The sequence below is a fragment of the Enterobacter cloacae complex sp. 342H5 genome (assembly GCF_050030905.1).
GTDB lineage: Bacteria > Pseudomonadota > Gammaproteobacteria > Enterobacterales > Enterobacteriaceae > Enterobacter > Enterobacter intestinihominis.
Genome location: NZ_JBLGVB010000003.1, coordinates 1 through 16,737 on the forward strand (window position 1 = coordinate 1; position 16,737 = coordinate 16,737).

General features: G+C 51.3%; 17 protein-coding genes and 4 pseudogenes. 15 read left to right on the forward strand and 6 right to left on the reverse strand.

From position 1 onward, the window contains the following. The 3 genes from repA to ACQG03_RS22530 all read left to right on the forward strand — a co-directional run bounded on the left by repA (nt 1) and on the right by ACQG03_RS22530 (nt 3,186). Nucleotides 1-1,053 carry a plasmid replication initiator RepA gene (gene repA, locus ACQG03_RS22520; protein WP_045617600.1) on the forward strand — a complete coding sequence of 351 codons (1,053 nt, stop codon included), beginning with the start codon at nt 1-3 and terminating at the stop codon, nt 1,051-1,053. 1,075 nt (nt 1,054-2,128) lie between these two features. Continuing rightward, nucleotides 2,129-2,572: a ProQ/FINO family protein gene (locus ACQG03_RS22525; RefSeq protein WP_157843898.1), complete on the forward strand. Its 444-nt coding sequence runs from the start codon at nt 2,129-2,131 to the stop codon at nt 2,570-2,572. Beyond that, a complete protein-coding gene (locus ACQG03_RS22530; RefSeq protein ID WP_032650436.1) occupies nt 2,569-3,186 on the forward strand; it encodes a DUF2913 family protein in 618 nt (205 codons plus the stop codon). Before ACQG03_RS22525 ends, ACQG03_RS22530 begins: the two co-directional genes overlap by 4 nt. Nucleotides 3,187-3,230: 44 nt before the next feature. On the opposite strand, the gene ACQG03_RS22535 is transcribed toward ACQG03_RS22530, so the two are convergent. Then, a complete protein-coding gene (locus tag ACQG03_RS22535; protein ID WP_032650439.1) occupies nt 3,231-3,836 on the reverse strand; it encodes a hypothetical protein in 606 nt (201 codons plus the stop codon). A gap of 275 nt (nt 3,837-4,111) precedes the next feature. Between ACQG03_RS22535 and ACQG03_RS22540 the strand changes: the two genes are divergently transcribed. The 10 genes and pseudogenes from ACQG03_RS22540 to msrA all read left to right on the forward strand — a co-directional run bounded on the left by ACQG03_RS22540 (nt 4,112) and on the right by msrA (nt 9,213). Beyond that, nucleotides 4,112-4,642: a hypothetical protein gene (locus ACQG03_RS22540; protein ID WP_045617579.1), complete on the forward strand. Its 531-nt coding sequence runs from the start codon at nt 4,112-4,114 to the stop codon at nt 4,640-4,642. An 11-nt stretch (nt 4,643-4,653) separates the two neighbouring features. Then, nucleotides 4,654-5,358, forward strand: coding sequence for an IS6-like element IS26 family transposase (locus ACQG03_RS22545; protein ID WP_001067855.1), 705 nt, complete (start codon nt 4,654-4,656; stop codon nt 5,356-5,358). A 20-nt stretch (nt 5,359-5,378) separates the two neighbouring features. Then, nucleotides 5,379-5,729 (forward strand): annotated as a pseudogene (locus ACQG03_RS22550) (IS110 family transposase); the annotation flags it as partial. Nucleotides 5,730-6,102: 373 nt separating this feature from the next. Next, entirely contained in the window at nt 6,103-6,369 is a 267-nt protein-coding gene (locus tag ACQG03_RS22555; RefSeq protein WP_001567383.1) for a YdgH/BhsA/McbA-like domain containing protein, read from the forward strand. Between the two features lie 96 nt (nt 6,370-6,465). Then, complete coding sequence (locus tag ACQG03_RS22560) at nt 6,466-7,023, forward strand: TetR/AcrR family transcriptional regulator (protein WP_001567382.1); 558 nt, start codon at nt 6,466-6,468, stop codon at nt 7,021-7,023. Between the two features lie 212 nt (nt 7,024-7,235). Then, the gene (locus ACQG03_RS22565) at nt 7,236-7,496 is read left to right on the forward strand and encodes a DUF1471 domain-containing protein (RefSeq protein ID WP_001567381.1); all 261 of its coding nucleotides are present in this window, start codon (nt 7,236-7,238) and stop codon (nt 7,494-7,496) included. Nucleotides 7,497-7,526: 30 nt separating this feature from the next. Then, on the forward strand, nt 7,527-8,033 hold the full coding sequence (locus ACQG03_RS22570) for a DUF417 family protein (protein WP_001567380.1): 507 nt from the start codon (nt 7,527-7,529) through the stop codon (nt 8,031-8,033). A 73-nt stretch (nt 8,034-8,106) separates the two neighbouring features. After that, entirely contained in the window at nt 8,107-8,244 is a 138-nt protein-coding gene (locus ACQG03_RS22575) for a hypothetical protein (RefSeq protein ID WP_021243014.1), read from the forward strand. 23 nt (nt 8,245-8,267) lie between these two features. Beyond that, the gene (gene msrB / locus ACQG03_RS22580) at nt 8,268-8,729 is read left to right on the forward strand and encodes a peptide-methionine (R)-S-oxide reductase MsrB (RefSeq protein WP_001567378.1); all 462 of its coding nucleotides are present in this window, start codon (nt 8,268-8,270) and stop codon (nt 8,727-8,729) included. After that, a complete protein-coding gene (gene msrA, locus ACQG03_RS22585; protein ID WP_001567377.1) occupies nt 8,719-9,213 on the forward strand; it encodes a peptide-methionine (S)-S-oxide reductase MsrA in 495 nt (164 codons plus the stop codon). Before msrB ends, msrA begins: the two co-directional genes overlap by 11 nt. 721 nt (nt 9,214-9,934) lie before the next feature. Here msrA and ACQG03_RS22590 read toward each other — a convergent pair. The 5 genes and pseudogenes from ACQG03_RS22590 to ACQG03_RS22610 all read right to left on the reverse strand — a co-directional run bounded on the left by ACQG03_RS22590 (nt 9,935) and on the right by ACQG03_RS22610 (nt 15,185). Next, a complete protein-coding gene (locus ACQG03_RS22590) occupies nt 9,935-10,939 on the reverse strand; it encodes an IS110-like element IS5075 family transposase (RefSeq protein ID WP_000427614.1) in 1,005 nt (334 codons plus the stop codon). A gap of 78 nt (nt 10,940-11,017) precedes the next feature. After that, a pseudogene (locus ACQG03_RS22595) lies at nt 11,018-12,790 on the reverse strand (Tn3 family transposase); the annotation flags it as partial. Nucleotides 12,791-13,065: 275 nt separating this feature from the next. Then, a pseudogene (locus tag ACQG03_RS22600) lies at nt 13,066-13,993 on the reverse strand (IS110 family transposase). Between the two features lie 99 nt (nt 13,994-14,092). Then, nucleotides 14,093-14,406 (reverse strand): annotated as a pseudogene (locus tag ACQG03_RS22605) (Tn3 family transposase); the annotation flags it as partial. Nucleotides 14,407-14,432: 26 nt separating this feature from the next. Next, a complete protein-coding gene (locus tag ACQG03_RS22610) occupies nt 14,433-15,185 on the reverse strand; it encodes an alpha/beta hydrolase family protein (RefSeq protein WP_004729622.1) in 753 nt (250 codons plus the stop codon). Nucleotides 15,186-15,425: 240 nt separating this feature from the next. Here ACQG03_RS22610 and ACQG03_RS22615 point away from each other — a divergent pair, with 240 nt between their 5' ends. Together ACQG03_RS22615 and ACQG03_RS22620 are read left to right on the forward strand one after the other, a co-directional pair. Continuing rightward, nucleotides 15,426-16,295, forward strand: a complete 870-nt coding sequence (locus tag ACQG03_RS22615; RefSeq protein ID WP_001567390.1) for a DMT family transporter — start codon at nt 15,426-15,428, stop codon at nt 16,293-16,295. Between the two features lie 133 nt (nt 16,296-16,428). After that, nucleotides 16,429-16,623 (forward strand): hypothetical protein, encoded by a 195-nt coding sequence (locus ACQG03_RS22620; protein ID WP_001567389.1) that lies wholly within the window; start codon nt 16,429-16,431, stop codon nt 16,621-16,623. The last annotated feature ends 114 nt before the right edge of the window (nt 16,624-16,737 follow it).

The following is a 16,737-nucleotide window of genomic DNA, read 5'->3' on the forward strand; positions in this document are numbered from 1 at the left end:
GTGGTTAAGCATACTTCAGACAAAACTACATTTTATCGCCAGGTAAATAATTCCGGACAGCACTGGAGCCAGTTAGATCCCCAGGAACAAATTCGATTCTGGCAGGATGTTGATAACGGCAACAACAGCTCTTTCCTGGTTCCCGCAGAAAAGAAGCAAACCAGGCGTCGCCGTGGCGAGCATCCCACAAAAGCAAAATGCGAGAAACCAGTATGGTTCCGACCGGCACATTATAAAGCGCTGGGAGGGCAACTGGGTTATGCCTACAATCGCCTTGTTAAAAAAGATAAAGAGACCGGGCAGATCAGCCTTCGCATGCATATTTCACGACATCCTTTTTATGTGAAGGAACGTAAACGTGCAGGCCGTAAGTATGCATTCCGTCCTGAGAAGCGTCGTCTTCTTGATGCTTTCTGGCCTCTTGCTGTCAGTTTCTGTGATGCAGGGAAACATACTTCAGTGATATGTGTTTCCAGGCTTGCAGCGGAACTCAGCCCGAAAGACAGTAAGGGGAGGGTGATCCCTGAAACGGAAGTCACCGTATCCCGTTTGTCCCGTCTCATCGACGAGCAGGTCAGGTTTGGTACGCTGGGCGTTTCAGAAGAAAAACAATGGGACCGTGAAAGCAAATCCTGGCTGCCAAAATATGTCTATATCACGCTTGTTGGTTTTCAGATGCTGGGCGTTGATCTCGTTAAACTGGAAGAACAGCAGCAGAAGAAACTCAAAGAAAGTGAGGAACGCCGCGCACTTATCCGGGAGGGGTTACTGCGTGAGGATGAAGAGCTGTCCGTACATGCGGCCAGAAAACGCTGGTATGAACAGAAAAGTCTTGAGGCCCTGCGCTACCGCCGGCAGCAGGCTGCGGCGCGCAAGCGTGCAAACCGTCTCGAAAGGTTGCCGCGCGATCAGCAAATAGAAGATATCTCACAGTGGCTTCTGAAGACCATGCCGGCAGATGAAGCCTATTACTGTTCAAGTGAACGCCTTGAAAAACTGGCTGTTCAGCATCTTTACCAGCTGAGACTGGCGCTGGAGGCCCCGCCTCCCTGACAGGTAAGCTCTTTTTTCATTTTATCTTTCTTTCAGCCCCCCCCCGGGGCTTTTTGTGCTGGAACCCATCCGACACTCATGTCTGCTTTTTGACCACTCCCGCCAGTTCTTGTCCCCTCAACGATAATATTCACTTCTGAGCATCCACGCTTTCATCTTTATCCACAAAAATCCGCAAATGAATAACTGAGAGAATCAGCAAATGAAAAATATGAAAGCCGCATAATCTTCTTAAACATAGTTTTTATTCCCCTGCATTCTTCGCTGCAGGAAGATCCTTTATCCCTGAAACATCTGTGAACAAAACAATGAGGCCTTCGCTTGCAGCGGCCAAAGCCGCGCCGCTCAGAAAATATGTACCTCCCGTCACTCTGTGACGGGCCCCGTTCAAAATTCCTCAGCAGCAGTAACCTCTGCATTCACAAAGCCTCCCACCACTGAAAAGCGCCGCCGCCCGGGCCGAAGGCCCGGAACAACATCGCTTTTAATGATGGATGTTGTAACTAGGTTCCAAGTCGCTTTAATTCATACTGCGGCAGGTCCTGTGTAACACGCCCGTAAGCGGTCCTGACGGCCCGCTAACGCGGAGATACGCCCCGACAGCGGCTACGCCTTGTCGTGACCACTCCGACGGCGCACATCATTTCCTCTGCCACCTGTCAGCGGGTTATGGCTTAGCAGGGCGAAGGGGTGGATTGGTGGAATCTATCAAAACTGTAACCGGCTGCGCCGGGCTACGGCGCCATTTACACGAGAGCAATATTCAGCGACAGAGGGCGCCTTCATGCGCCTTCGGCGCATTTATTGAATGCCTGCGCGCTGCTCGGCATTCTCACCCCAGACATCAAATCTTATTACCGGTTACACCGGGCGATCCGACGGAATAACCCCCGGTGATTATTCCAACACTCTTTCTGCCGTCACCGTCATGTGCCTGGCGGCACATAAAGAATGTCCGCTGAATCGGGCCTTCTGGGTCATATTATTAATATAAAAAACCTTATTTAACATTCAGTTAAAAACATAAGCGCGCTATAATTAAACAGATACAGATACCTTTAAGATGAGGTCCTTCATGAGTATTCCCGGGCAACCATCCTCACCTGAAAAGATGACAAAGAAAGAGCGAAAAAAACACGAGCTCAGCCAGATGCTGAAAAAAGTGTGTTCCCGCTGGCCCGGGCTGTGGCCAGAATGGAAAAAACGGAAGTTCCGTCCAGTAGCTCTTGGCGTGGGTCAGGAGATGCATGACCAGCTGAAGGCGAATCCCGATCCTGACCTGACCCATCAGGATATTGCCAGGGTTATGTTTTATGTCACGGGAAGTCTGAGTTACCTGGAGCAGGTTAAAGCAGGTTCCTACCGCTATAACCTGGACGGCCACCCCGTCCAGCAAGTGACGGCAGAGGACGAGAAATACTCTCTTCTGCGTATCAAGGAAACGCATCAGCGTATAAAAGCGCGCGCCGCCAGGAAAGCTGCTGATCAGAGGATTTCTGAAAGGACAGGTTCACCATGACAGAACCCACCTCACTGACGACCCTGGCCGGCAACATGGCCTGGTGTGCCCTGGTTGCCCTCCATCTCGCTCGTATGGACGGCGTGGTTAAAGGTGAGTCACAGGAAAACCTGTTCCTGACACGCTGGCTTGCCACTGCGATGAAGCAAAAACGTTTCTCGCGTGAAGTGGCGCCGGATATAGAGTGGCTGCTGAAACAGGGGCGCCTCTACGGTGTCAGGGCGAAGCTTGCCAGTAAACTGGAATACCTCTGGCACGCCTGTACGGGGGAAATTTCAGCGCAGAGCGATCTGTTCCGGCTGACCTACGCCATTGAGACCGCAAAGAGCATGCAATGGACATACCGGCTGCTCAGCGAGCGCGAATGGAGTGGCCGCCGTGCCTTGCCGCTGAATCACGTTATAAACTGCCTTTATCTGTCTAAATCTTCTCTCGATGCAGCGTTTGATGAAGACGGCAGACAGGAAGGTGAGCTTCTGGCCAGAATCACCGGTAATATCGCCGGTCTTTCAACTCTGCTGTTACGCTTTGGCTGGAAAGTGGTACCCACAGAGACCGCAGGGACTGACTTCCTTTTTCATTTCCGTGCCGAAACGCGCTGCACGTTTGAATAAGGCTGGAGGCGGGTGATGCCTGAAGGATAACGCTGTTGGATATTTCAGCTCTGACATTGTTCATTCTCGTGAATTTCTATGCCGACTGAGTCGGTAAGCAGGCTTTCCTCTTTTTCGTCATTAACTACCGGTACGATCGACATGTCCATTGACCAGTCATGGCGGTTGACGATACCTTTACACAGGATTGATTTTTTAATCAAATGCCGGACATCCGGACTGAGTGTATCCCAGTGAACCAGCGTTATTCCCAAACTTTCGTAAGTCGCCCCCTTCTTGCGTAACATGCTGTTTTCTTTCGTTGTAGTAATGTTGATAGCTGACCAATTTTTTATGGACTCTTCAAATAACTCAAAATTCCACTCACCGGTTTCACGCATCCTTTTAACCAACTGAGTCAGCTGTGCCTGAATCCTGTGGGGGTGTTCCCGGATAACGCGGTGACCCTGATAGCTCCCCTTCATATTTTCGAGTGCTTGCGCAGCTGATTCGGAAACCATTCCAGTAAACCGGGTATAGGGGTGGAGTGTGCGGGGAAACAGGTGCGTAACCATTCCCCGCATATCTGTGTCAGTGACCTGGGGTTTGAGCTGAATGCATACCTGAATCAGTTCAAAAACATCTCTTAGTGTCATTTTTTTGGCTGTCATGTCCGCTCCGGTTCTGCATGTGCTTGCGTGGAATTATAGACCTCCTTATCCCTGAAGTCGGTGTCAGTTCTGATGGCGCTTTGATGCGAATGCGGCGCATTTTCTGAACGTCTGCATGCTGCTCGGCCTTCTGACATCCGAAGCTGGTCGCTGCGTTACCGGCTGTGTCGGGCGGCGGCGCCACTGACCTTTATTTTCATAGTTAACATCCGCTGGCTCCTTCAGGTGGCCAGGCGGCATAATGGTTCATACGTTTATGATCGGAGATATCATTAATGCAGCTTTTTCACGGAACAAGACAGCGTTTTGATAAGTTTGATGTGGCATACAAAGGAACTGGTGAGTCTGGAAACATCGCTGCCAGCTGGTTTACGGATAATTTTAAAGGGGCCAGCAATCATGCGTTATTAAAAAACAGAAATCCCGGACTGCCACTGGTTTATCGGTGTGAACTGAAAGCCGGGGCGATTATCGCTAATCACCGCCAGCCGCTCACAGAGCAACCCGAAATTGTGGATCGTTTTAAATCAGGATTACCTGTGGACATCGAGTTCGGAAATGGACTAAACCGATTTGTCCTAAAAAAACCTTGTTATACAAAGTACAAAGGGAAGATGGTTTACTCCGGACACACTCCTGTGGAAACTGATGAACTTATTCGTCTTTATCTTACCTGCGGTATTCAGGGGGTTTATGACTGGGAGGGGGAGTTTACGGACAGCTATCTCCACGGGACAACTACAGTGATATTTGAGGCACTGTTGCAAATAGTCGGTGGTGATAAACTTATCATCCCCTTTTGCTGATGGAGCTGCACATGAACCCATTCAAAGGCCGGCATTTTCAGCGTGACATCATTCTGTGGGCCGTACGCTGGTACTGCAAATACGGCATCAGTTACCGTGAGCTGCAGGAGATGCTGGCTGAACGCGGAGTGAATGTCGATCACTCCACGATTTACCGCTGGGTTCAGCGTTATGCGCCTGAAATGGAAAAACGGCTGCGCTGGTACTGGCGTAACCCTTCCGATCTTTGCCCGTGGCACATGGATGAAACCTACGTGAAGGTCAATGGCCGCTGGGCGTATCTGTACCGGGCCGTCGACAGCCGGGGCCGCACTGTCGATTTTTATCTCTCCTCCCGTCGTAACAGCAAAGCTGCATACCGGTTTCTGGGTAAAATCCTCAACAACGTGAAGAAGTGGCAGATCCCGCGATTCATCAACACGGATAAAGCGCCCGCCTATGGTCGCGCGCTTGCTCTGCTCAAACGCGAAGGCCGGTGCCCGTCTGACGTTGAACACCGACAGATTAAGTACCGGAACAACGTGATTGAATGCGATCATGGCAAACTGAAACGGATAATCGGCGCCACGCTGGGATTTAAATCCATGAAGACGGCTTACGCCACCATCAAAGGTATTGAGGTGATGCGTGCACTACGCAAAGGCCAGGCCTCAGCATTTTATTATGGTGATCCCCTGGGCGAAATGCGCCTGGTAAGCAGAGTTTTTGAAATGTAAGGCCTTTGAATAAGACAAAAGGCTGCCTCATCGCTAACTTTGCAACAGTGCCGATTGGCGACGGGAAGCAGTACGCCAGCAGCCGTGACTTTGCGGCGGCAACAGGGCTTGTACCTCGGCAGTACAGCACGGGAGGTAGGACGACATTGCTGGGAATTAGTAAGCGAGGTAATAAAAAGATCCGAACTTTGTTGGTTCAATGTGCCAGGGTATTCATACAAAAACTGGAACACCAGTCTGGCAAATTGGCCGATTGGGTCAGGGATTTACTGTGCCGGAAAAGCAACTTTGTCGTCACTTGTGCTCTGGCAAACAAGCTGGCCAGAATAGCCTGGGCCCTAACGGCACGACAGCAAACTTATGTAGCATAACGGCAGAAATACACCGGTTTAAAGAATTACTGATCTGGTTTTGCGAATACTGATATTGATGATACTAACGGCCCACCGGCCTGTTGAGGAACCTGTAAAACGGAAAGGCTCATTGAAGCCGTATATTTTCTGGAGGTTCATCAGGCGCGGAACTCATCAAGGCGCGGGAATAAAATCCCATTCAGACGCCGGATAGATTCAAGCAAGCCAACTTGTCGTCAAAATCGGTGTTGCAAAAACGGGAGTGACCATAGATTCGTTTTCCAAGCGGACCCCAATTAACACTTGCCAACCTATCTACTGGTTGGTATATTTGATTTTAACAACACGACACACAAACAAAAACACACAACAGAACATCAGGAGCGTCATCATGAAAAACATCATCAAAACCACCCTTGCCATCATCGCCCTGTCCGCCAGCGCACTGAGCTATGCCGCCAGCCCGCAAATGGTTTCCCGCAGCGAAGCAGCATCGCTGCAAAAAATTGGGGTGGTCTCTTCCGGTGGCTTCACCACCCTGGATGACCTGGTGGCCTCACTGGATATGAAAGCCGCTGATGCCGGGGCCACACACTACCGCATCACCAGTGCCACCGGTATGAATAAACTTTCCGGTACCGCTGTCCTGTATCGTTGAATACCCGTTACCCTCGCAACTGCGCCCGGAACCCTTCTGGTTTCCGGGCGCAGTTGTGTCTGAATAACAGGCACCCGCAGGTGCCAGGAGAACATTATGTCCACCCATGACAGTCTGATTGAACTGACTGATACCCTTATCCAGCAGAACGGCTACCAGGGCTTCAGCTATGCTGATCTCGCTGACGGTCTGGGAATACGGAAGGCCAGTATCCATTACCATTTTCAGACCAAAACCGACCTCGGGCTTGCCTATTGTGAATACAAGGAGGCCAGCCTGCTGAAACTGGAAGCTGCCCTGTTACAGCTGCCACCGGGTAAAGCCCGTCTGCAGGGTTATATGGACGCATTTCTCAAATGCGCCGACAGCGGCCAGATGTGTGGCATTCACGCCATGCTGTCCGACAGCGCCCTGTTTGAAGAACCTCTTCAGAAAGCCACCTCACGACTGGCACAAACCGACCTGCGCATCCTGACCAGTGTGCTGGTTTCGGGTCGTGAAAGCGGTGAACTGGCTTTTACTGCTGAGCCGGCTGACGTGGCCATTATCATCGGCAGCGCCATTAAAGGGGCCCTGATGCTCAATCGGATCCCTCCTCATGATGCCTGTTCCCGCACCATGAGCGCGCTTATTCAGCTACTCTCCCGCCCGTAAAGCCACGCCTGTGGCTGCCCCGGTTTAACCGGGGCAGCCAGCACTCAAAAAAATCACCGCTGACAACGCCTGTATTCCGGGGGCCTCAGAAGACATTAAGACTTTCCTTGCGTTTAATTTCCAGTTACCCCTTGCCAATCTATCTACTGGTAGGTAGAATAAATATTAACAACACGACAACACAATAAAACAGACATGCAGGGGGCATCATCATGAAAGCACTTATCAACGACGTTATCGCTGTCTTCACCCGTAAAGCCCATGGACCGGTCATCATCAAATCCGATCTTACTGAGGAAGAAAAAGCAGCTCTGGTACCGGTCCGTACACTCTCTGTTGGCTGGGTGTCTTCCGTGGATGAGCTGGAGCGGGAGGTTATCCGCGAAGCCCTTGAACATGGCGCTGCCGCTTATCTGATTTCTGAGCTTGAGCAGGCCCGTTTCGTTCATGCCCGCGCCACGCTGTTTGCATAAACACAAAACGAAAATAAAAGGACACACACCATGAAAAATAACGTCGAGACACAACTGCGCCGGTTACTTCGTAAAACGTCAGGCCTGGACATTATGGTTCTGCGGCTGTCAGTGATTTTCATCTTCGCCCTGTTTGGCACCTACAAATGGTTTGCCTTCGAGGCCAATGCCCTTCACCACCTGCTGCCAGGCACCTGGCTCGGTGCGCTGTATCCGGCTCTCGGCGTTCAGGGGCTCAGCTACGCACTCGGCGTGGTGGAAAATATCACCCTTCTGGCCCTGATTGCCGGATTTTTCCGGCCGGCAGTGGGTGCAGCAGGCGCCCTGATGGTGGCAGGCACCGGCATCGTCACCCTGAGCCTTCTGCCGCAGCTGGGTCGCATTGACAGCTTCATTATCAAGGATGTTCTTCTGATTGGGGCTGGACTGGTGCTGTTGCGTCATGACCTGCGACGGACACTGATTAACCGGAGGGCGAAGCAACTCAGCGCCGTGCACAAACCCCGCTCGTCTGACGCATTGTCAGCCATGGGGTGACCCTGAATTACGCAGCAGCCTGATATTTCTGGCCAGCAAATATGACACCACTCCCGGGTTCATGGTGAGAGGCATGGAAGCCGCCTTTCGGGCGGGGATCACTCCCCGCTACTTTTTAGAGCGCTACCTGGAAAATAAGTCGCTCCCCGCCAACCCGGACTTTGAAAAACACTATCTGGATCTTATTCATGAGCAGGACCCGTCCCGGTGAGTGAGATTTGTCAGGAGAGCGATATGAACAAACCGTATAAAAAAGACCCACAGACCATTCAGGCACTGACGGAACTGCAGTTCAGCGTCACCCAGAAAAGCGCCACTGAGCGCCCGTTTACCGGAGAATATGACGACCACTTTGAGGACGGACTGTACGTGGATATCGTCTCCGGTGAGCCACTGTTCTCGTCGAAGGACAAATTTGATTCGGGCTGTGGCTGGCCGGCATTCAGCAAACCAGTGGAAAACAACGTCCGCAACCTGAGCGACCTCAGTCACGGCATGGTGCGTACTGAAGTGCGTTCCCATCACGGTGACAGCCATCTGGGACACGTCTTCCCTGACGGGCCACAGGATACCGGTGGATTACGTTACTGCATTAACTCGGCTTCACTGCGTTTTATCCCGAAAGGCGCTCTGGAAACAGAAGGATACGGTGAATTTCTTCCCCTGTTTGAGAAAGGAGATAAGCATGAAAACTGATGTGGCAATCCTTGCCGGTGGTTGTTTCTGGGGTGTCCAGGAGCTGATCCGCAAACTCAATGGCGTGGTCAGCACCGAAGTGGGCTATACCGGCGGACGTAATGATAACCCGACATACCAGCACCACCCAGGACATGCGGAGGCGGTGAAGGTGGTGTATTCCCCGGATAAACTGAGCTACCGAAAACTACTGGAATATTTCTTTAGTATTCACAACCCTACAACAATACTTCGTCAGGGTAATGACGTCGGCTCAAGCTACCGCTCAGCCATCTTTTTCACCACAGAGGAGCAAAAGCAGCAGGCAAACCAGCTTATCCGTGAAATAGATGATTCAGGAGTCTGGCCCGGAGTCGTGGTGACAGAAGTAGAGCAGGCCGGTGAGTTCTGGTCTGCAGAGCCAGAGCATCAGGATTACCTGCAGCATAATCCCAACGGCTATACCTGCCATTTTGAACGACCTGACTGGACGCTTCCGGGATAAGTCACCGTCGCAGACTCGCAGCATTCAGCCCCGCCCATGTGCGGGGCTTTTTTGTTCATATGCAGAAACGAGAATGGGATCACAAACAAATTTCTTTAGTCCATTTCTTGCATACAAAACAATCAACATCCTGATTTTAAGGGGCATATTAGAAAAAAGATGAGGATGATTAGGGTCAAAGGGACAAAGGGACAATGTTTAGAATTATGCTGACCGTTATCGCAGGATCGTTATTTTACGGACTCTCGGCCAGTCTGTGTTTTGCCGGGCTTTTTCGCATACACGCCCCCAGTGCCTGCACAGCCTTCTGTCTGACTTATAACCCAACAGCCGGCTATGTCATGCTGGTTACCGGTATGACACTGTTTATCGTATTTTTGCTCAGCCTTTTCCGGACAACAAAAGCCCCTATTTAACATAAAGGCTTCATTGTACGCACCGCTAGGGGTCGTCTCAGAAAACGGAATCTATGGTCACTCCCGTTTTTGCAACACCGATTTTGACGACAAGTTGGCTTGCTTGAATCTATCCGGCGTCTGAATGGGATTTTATTCCCGCGCCTCGATGAGTTCCGCGCCTGATGAACCTCCAGAAAATATACGGCTTCAATGAGCCTTTCCGTTTTACAGGTTCCTCAACAGGCCGGTGGGCCGTTAGTATCATCAATATCAGTATTCGCAAAACCAGATGAATGATTGTTTAAACTGGTGTATTTCTGCCTTTATGCTTCGTAAGTTTGCTGTCGCGCCGTCAGTGCCCAGGCTATTCTGGCCAGCTTGTTTGCCAGAGCACAGGTGACGACAAAGTTGCTTTTCCGACACAACAACTCCCTGACCCAGTCGGCCAACTTGCCAGACTGGTGTTCCAGTTTTTGTATGAATACCCTGGCACACTGAACCAACAAAGTTCGGATCTTTTTGTTGCCCCGCTTGCTAATCCCTAACAATGTCGTCCGACCTCCCGTGCTGTACTGTCGGGGTACCAGCCCTGTTGCCGCCGCAAAGTCACGGCTGCTGGCGTACTGCTTCCCGTCGCCAATCTCAGTTGAAATAGTACTGGCAGTCAGCGTTCCAACGCAGGGAATACTCAGCAAGCGCTGTCCAACCTCATCTTCGTCCAACTTTCGTTTCAACTGAGATTCCAGATCTTTAATCTGCTCAACAAGATAGTGATAATGCTGTTGTAATTTCAGCAGTAACTGGCTGAGATAAAGAGGCAAACTACTGTCCTCAAGAAGGGTACTCAGTCGACTAATAACGGCAGCACCTCGCGGAACGCTGATACCAAATTCCAGCAGAAAAGCATGCATCTGATTAGTTGTTTTCACCTTATCCTGAACCAGGGATTCACGGACACGATGCAGAGCTCGCATTGCCTGCTGAGATTCGGTTCTGGGCTGCACGAAACGCATAGATGGACGTGATGCTGCTTCACAGATAGCTTCAGCATCAACGAAGTCATTTTTGTTGCTTTTAACGAATGGGCGGACAAATTGCGGTGATATCAGCTTTGGAAAATGCCCTAACTCTGCCAGCTTGCGTGCCATAAAGTGAGAACCGCCACAGGCTTCCATCGCGATGGTTGTTGCCGGGCATGTCGCCAGAAATTCGATTAGCTTTGGTCGGGTGAATTTTTTACGGTAAACGGCCTTCCCACGATGATCCTGACAATGAATATGGAAAGAGTTCTTACCCAGATCGATACCAATAAGCGCAATGTTTTCCATGATGGTTCTCCGAATGAAAGCCTGTCCTCAGCATAGTACTGGGAAGGAGGGAGTGACCATCTCATTAAATAAAGCACGTTAAGCCGGTGGCAGTGGTCGCAACGGTCTGAACTTGCCTGCGCCGACCTTGGTGCTGCTGCGCCAGAGGTAATCGCCGGTCAGATTGATGTGTTCCCACCCCAGCGGTGACAGGTATTGAAACAGCGTCTCGTCTACCGGTTTGCCGTGCCCGTTCAAAGCATTGGTTGCCCGTTCCAGATAGGCCGTGTTCCAAAGCACGATGGCCGCCGTTACCAGATTGAGGCCGCTGGCCCGGTAGCGTTGTTGCTCAAAACTGCGGTCGCGGATTTCGCCCAGTCGGTTGAAGAACACCGCCCTGGCCAGCGCGTTGCGCGCCTCGCCTTTGTTGAGTCCGGCCTGCACGCGGCGGCGCAGCTCCACGCTTTGCAGCCAATCCAGTATGAACAGCGTGCGCTCAATGCGCCCCAGCTCGCGCAGTGCAACGGCCAGTCCGTTCTGACGCGGATAGCTGCCGAGCTTGCGCAACATCAGCGAGGCCGTCACCGTACCCTGTTTGATCGAAGTGGCGAACCGCAAGATTTCATCCCAATGGGCGCGTATCTGCTTGATGTTCAGCCGGTCGCTGCTAATCATCGGCTTGAGCGCGTCATAGGCGGCATCGCCCTTTGGGATGAATAGCTTGGTGTCGCCCAGGTCTCGGATACGTGGCGCGAATCGGAAGCCCAGTAGGTGCATCAGGCCGAAGACATGATCAGTAAAGCCCGCTGTGTCGGTGTAGTGCTCCTCGATCCGCAAGTCCGACTCGTGGTACAGCAGGCCATCGAGCACATAGGTTGAATCACGCACGCCGACGTTGACTACCTTGGTGCTGAAGGGCGCGTACTGGTCGGAGATATGGGTATAAAACGTCCGGCCTGGACTGCTTCCATACTTCGGGTTGATATGCCCGGTGCTCTCCGCTTTGCTGCCGGTTCTGAAATTTTGGCCATCCGACGATGACGTGGTGCCATCGCCCCAGTTTCCGGCAAAGGATTGCCGGAACTGCGCGTTGACCAGTTCGGCCAGCGCCGTTGAGTACGTTTCATCCCGGATGTGCCAGGCTTGCAGCCACGACAGCTTGGCGTAAGTCGTGCCTGGGCAGGATTCGGCCATCTTGGTTAGCCCGAGATTGATGCCATCAGCCAGGATCGTCGTCAGCAGCAAGGTTTTGTCCTTGGCCGTGTCGCCGGTCTTCAGATGCGTGAAATGCCGGGTGAAGCCTGTCCACTCATCAACTTCCATCAGCAGTTCGGTAATCTTGACGTGTGGCAGCAGCATCGCCGACTGGTCGATTAGGGCTTGTGCGGTCTCCGGCACCGCCGCGTCCAGCGGCGTGATCTTCAGGCCGGACTCGGTAATGATGGCATCCGGCAGATCATTGGCCGCCGCCATGCGGTTGACGGTGGCAAGCTGCTGTTCCAGCAATGCCAGTCGGTCGTGCAAATACTGATCGCAATCGGTGGCCACTGCCAGCGACAATTCGTTGGCCAGCTTCAGAGTAGCGAACTTCTCGGCCGGCACCAGGTACTCATCAAAGTCCTTGAACTGGCGCGAACCCTGCACCCAGACATCGCCTGATCGCAGCGCGTTCTTTAGCTCTGACAGGGCGCACAGCTCGTAGTAGCGCCGGTCAATGCCATCGTCCGTGAGCACCAGTTTCGCCCAGCGTGGCTTGATGAATGCGGTCGGCGCGTCGGCGGGCACCTTGCGGGCGTTGTCGCTGTTCATGCCGCGAAGCACCTCGATGGCATCGAGTACGCCCTTGGCGGCTGGTGCCGCCCGTAACTTAAGGGGTCCGCTTGGAAAACGAATCTATGGTCACTCCCGTTTTTGCAACACCGATTTTGACGACAAGTTGGCTTGCTTGAATCTATCCGGCGTCTGAATGGGATTTTATTCCCGCGCCTTGATGAGTTCCGCGCCTGATGAACCTCCAGAAAATATACGGCTTCAATGAGCCTTTCCGTTTTACAGGTTCCTCAACAGGCCGGTGGGCCGTTAGTATCATCAATATCAGTATTCGCAAAACCAGATCAGTAATTCTTTAAACCGGTGTATTTCTGCCGTTATGCTACATAAGTTTGCTGTCGTGCCGTTAGGGCCCAGGCTATTCTGGCCAGCTTGTTTGCCAGAGCACAAGTGACGACAAAGTTGCTTTTCCGGCACAGTAAATCCCTGACCCAATCGGCCAATTTGCCAGACTGGTGTTCCAGTTTTTGTATGAATACCCTGGCACATTGAACCAACAAAGTTCGGATCTTTTTATTACCTCGCTTACTAATTCCCAGCAATGTCGTCCTACCTCCCGTGCTGTACTGCCGAGGTACAAGCCCTGTTGCCGCCGCAGGGAATGCTCAGCAAGCGCTGTCCAACCTCATCTTCGTCCAACTTTCGTTTCAACTGGGATTCCAAATCTTTAATCTGCTCAACAAGATAGTGATAATGCTGTTGTAATTTCAGCAATAACTGGCTGAGGTAAAGAGGCAAACTATTATCCTCAAGAATGGTACTCAGTCGGCTAATAACGGCAGCTCCTCGGGGAACGCTAATGCCAAATTCCAGCAGAAAAGCATGCATTTGATTGGTTGTTTTTACCTTATCCTGAACCAGGGATTCACGGACACGATGCAGAGCCCGCATTGCCTGCTGAGATTCCGTTCTGGGCTGCACAAAACGCATAGACGGACGCGATGCAGCTTCACAAATAGCTTCGGCGTCGACAAAGTCGTTTTTATTGCTTTTAACGAACGGGCGGACAAATTGTGGTGATATCAGCTTTGGGGAATGCCCCAACCCTTCCAACTTGCGTGCCATAAAGTGAGAACCGCCACAGGCTTCCATTGCGATGGTTGTAGCGGGGCATGTCGCCAAAAATTCGATCAACTTTGGCCGGGTAAATTTTTTACGGTAAACAGCCTTCCCGCGACGATCCTGGCAATGAATATGGAAAGAGTTTTTACCCAGATCGATACCAATGAGCGCAATGTTTTCCATGATAGTTCTCCGAATGAAAGCCTGTCCTCAGCATAGTACCGGGAAGGAGGGAGTGACCATCTCATTAATTATCCCACGCTAAGACTATATTTTGTACAGCAGTGGAGAAGGATGAGAGACCAGCAGTTCATTAACAGGGACTCCTTTTTGCTTAAGCGGCTCAATGGTTCTTTCTATATAAACCGTATTCCAGAGTGTTATCGCCGCCGTATGTAGTGTCAGCGCCGGTGGCGTGGTAACGCTGATCCTCCCACCCCCAGATCCCTGATTTCATTCAGCCGGTGCATGAAGGATGCTCGCCCAAGGGCCTCACCCTTATTCAGCCCCGCCTGTATGCATCGGCCTAAGCCTTTATCGCAAAATCAGTCCAGCATAAACAGCGTCCGATCTCTGCAGAAAATCGCCCTCTGCGCTACGAGTTTGAACGCATTTACTCTGTTTATAGGTAACATTCGCTCCACGATATAATGATATCGGCAACGTATTCAGCATCCTGAGCATGAGTCAGAAGGTGATCCGCCTTACCCAACGAAATGAAACTCTTGGGATGCTTTGCTGCTTTGAATATTTTTTCGGCCTGCTCAATTAACACAGTATCATCTTCAGTCGCATGAAAAATAAGCAGAGGCTTGTTCATGGCGAACACCTTATGAGCGATTTTGTGTTCCTGAATATTGTCCAGCATCTGTTTCTTTAAGGTAAATACCCGCCCGGCCAGCTCAACGGGATAGGCTCCATGCTGGTTAATGTTTTCAACATCATCCTTAAAAAGACGTTTTACGTGTGTCAGTTCTCCGGGTGATCCTATGGTGACAACGGCCTTTGCCTCAGGAACTTCGCCGGCAATAGACAGAATGGCCGATCCCCCCAGGCTATGGCCGATGAGCAAAGAAGGCGCTTCGTACTGTCGGCGGAGATAATCTACCGCGCAAAGCAGGTCCGAAATATTGGATGAGAAGTTGGTGTTGGAAAAATCCCCTTCGCTGTTTCCCAGACCAGTAAAATCAAACCGGAGAACGGCGATAGCATTCTCTGTCAGTTTCCGCGCAATACGCGCCGCGCCTTTGAGGTCTTTGCCACACGTAAAACAATGAGCTAACAGCGCAAACGCTTTAGGATTTTCAGGAAGTTCAAGCAATCCGGCCAGTTCTTCACCAGCCGCATTTTTGAACGTAAATTTTAGTTTTTTCATAGGATATTCCAGGTCTTAAACTGATTTCATATGTTTGATCGCAGGGAAAAATAATCTTCTGCTCTGCATCTGGCATTACGCGTTTTCCTTCCTCTACTGGGGATGTGAAACAGAATTCATTCCGAATGCCTGTCCTCACCTTCCAGTTTGAAAGCTGATTATTGCTTCCTGTTCGGTGATCACTTACGCTATGCTACCAACTAGATGGTAGTTTACAAGAATTTTATGAGGTCTCACTGAATGGCCAATTGCGCGCTCATTCTTAAAATATCCCTGGCAATGCTGGCGTTTGCTGCAAACTCTATTCTGTGCCGTCTGGCCCTGCAGGGAGGCCACATTGATCCCCTTTCATTCAGCAGCCTCAGGCTGGCCAGTGGTGCACTCGTCCTGTCACCTTTCTTGTTTTATCACGCAAAAACTACATTATCGCTGTGGCGTCCGCTGAGCGGATTTTACCTCATGGTGTACGCAGTGCTCTTCTCTGTCGCCTATATCCATCTCGATACCGGGGCAGGTGCGCTGTTACTTTTTGGTGCCGTACAGTTTGCGATGGTGATCCACGGATTATTTAAAGGGGAATCACTCTCCGTTATGCGGGCTTGCGGTTTAGTTATTGCTCTGGCAGGAATTGCTGCCCTGCTGTTACCCGGGGCGAAGGCACCGCCGCTTTACAGTGCACTTATGATGATCGTTGCCGGATTAGCCTGGGCCGCCTATTCCGTCAGGGGGAGGGCGGGCCAGGCGGCCGGGGCTTCAACGGCGGCAAATTTTGTACTCGCCACGCCGATGGCTCTCGCTCTTTCGTTGCTGTTTATGAAGCAGGGTCACTATGATGCTGCGGGCATTGCTTTGTCATTGCTGTCCGGTGCCGCCGCCTCAGCCGGTGCATATGTATTGTGGTATACCCTTTTACCCTCTCTCGGCTCTATCACCGCCAGTACCCTTCAGCTCAGCGTTCCCTGTCTGGCAATGCTAGGGGGTGTGGTATTCCTGGATGAATCACTGACGGTCAGAACGATATTTTCTGCCCTGGCGGTGCTGACTGGCATTGTGATGGTGACACGCGAGAAATCCCCCCGTCAGTCGATGACAAAGGCGAGAGAACCTTAATAACGCAATTAATTCATGCAGTTGTGATGATTCTCTTATGTTAATCACACGAGCCAGTTTTCCCGCTCCGGCATCAGACTGACAGTAATACTGAGGTCGACGTTTCTGACTACACCTAAGGCAGGTTTATGAAATGAAATATGATTTTGATGAGTACGTAAGCAGAGAGAAAACAGACAGTCTCACCGTGGACGGCTGGCGGGAATACCTGTTTTCGGGACAGTCCGAATTTGCAATGCGGTATCCGGCAGAAGGGCTAATTGTAACGGCTCGCAATCGAAATCCTTCGGGCTCGCAATCAGCGCAATTTTCGGCTCAGATTAAGTGACAATGAAAATCCTCACAGGCTCACATTAAGTGATAATGAGCTCGCGTTTATCTTTTCCGGCTCGCCATTCATTGCCTCGGGCTCACAATAAATGCAAATGAAAATTCTCCCATT

Bases quoted from the DNA above. Each gene is read 5' to 3' on its own strand.
- msrB (WP_001567378.1), top strand. From the start codon at position 8,268: ATGAACAAACCGTATAAAAAAGACCCACAGACCATTCAGGCACTGACG.
- ACQG03_RS22555 (WP_001567383.1), top strand. From the start codon at position 6,103: ATGAAAAACATCATCAAAACCACCCTTGCCATCATCGCCCTGTCCGCC.
- ACQG03_RS22590 (WP_000427614.1), bottom strand. From the start codon at position 10,939: ATGGAAAACATTGCGCTTATTGGTATCGATCTGGGTAAGAACTCTTTC.
- ACQG03_RS22615 (WP_001567390.1), top strand. From the start codon at position 15,426: ATGGCCAATTGCGCGCTCATTCTTAAAATATCCCTGGCAATGCTGGCG.
- ACQG03_RS22540 (WP_045617579.1), top strand. From the start codon at position 4,112: ATGCAGCTTTTTCACGGAACAAGACAGCGTTTTGATAAGTTTGATGTG.
- ACQG03_RS22575 (WP_021243014.1), top strand. From the start codon at position 8,107: ATGGAAGCCGCCTTTCGGGCGGGGATCACTCCCCGCTACTTTTTAGAG.
- ACQG03_RS22565 (WP_001567381.1), top strand. From the start codon at position 7,236: ATGAAAGCACTTATCAACGACGTTATCGCTGTCTTCACCCGTAAAGCC.
- ACQG03_RS22530 (WP_032650436.1), top strand. From the start codon at position 2,569: ATGACAGAACCCACCTCACTGACGACCCTGGCCGGCAACATGGCCTGG.
- ACQG03_RS22535 (WP_032650439.1), bottom strand. From the start codon at position 3,836: ATGACAGCCAAAAAAATGACACTAAGAGATGTTTTTGAACTGATTCAG.
- ACQG03_RS22560 (WP_001567382.1), top strand. From the start codon at position 6,466: ATGTCCACCCATGACAGTCTGATTGAACTGACTGATACCCTTATCCAG.
- ACQG03_RS22525 (WP_157843898.1), top strand. From the start codon at position 2,129: ATGAGTATTCCCGGGCAACCATCCTCACCTGAAAAGATGACAAAGAAA.
- ACQG03_RS22620 (WP_001567389.1), top strand. From the start codon at position 16,429: ATGAAATATGATTTTGATGAGTACGTAAGCAGAGAGAAAACAGACAGT.
- msrA (WP_001567377.1), top strand. From the start codon at position 8,719: ATGAAAACTGATGTGGCAATCCTTGCCGGTGGTTGTTTCTGGGGTGTC.
- ACQG03_RS22545 (WP_001067855.1), top strand. From the start codon at position 4,654: ATGAACCCATTCAAAGGCCGGCATTTTCAGCGTGACATCATTCTGTGG.
- ACQG03_RS22570 (WP_001567380.1), top strand. From the start codon at position 7,527: ATGAAAAATAACGTCGAGACACAACTGCGCCGGTTACTTCGTAAAACG.
- ACQG03_RS22610 (WP_004729622.1), bottom strand. From the start codon at position 15,185: ATGAAAAAACTAAAATTTACGTTCAAAAATGCGGCTGGTGAAGAACTG.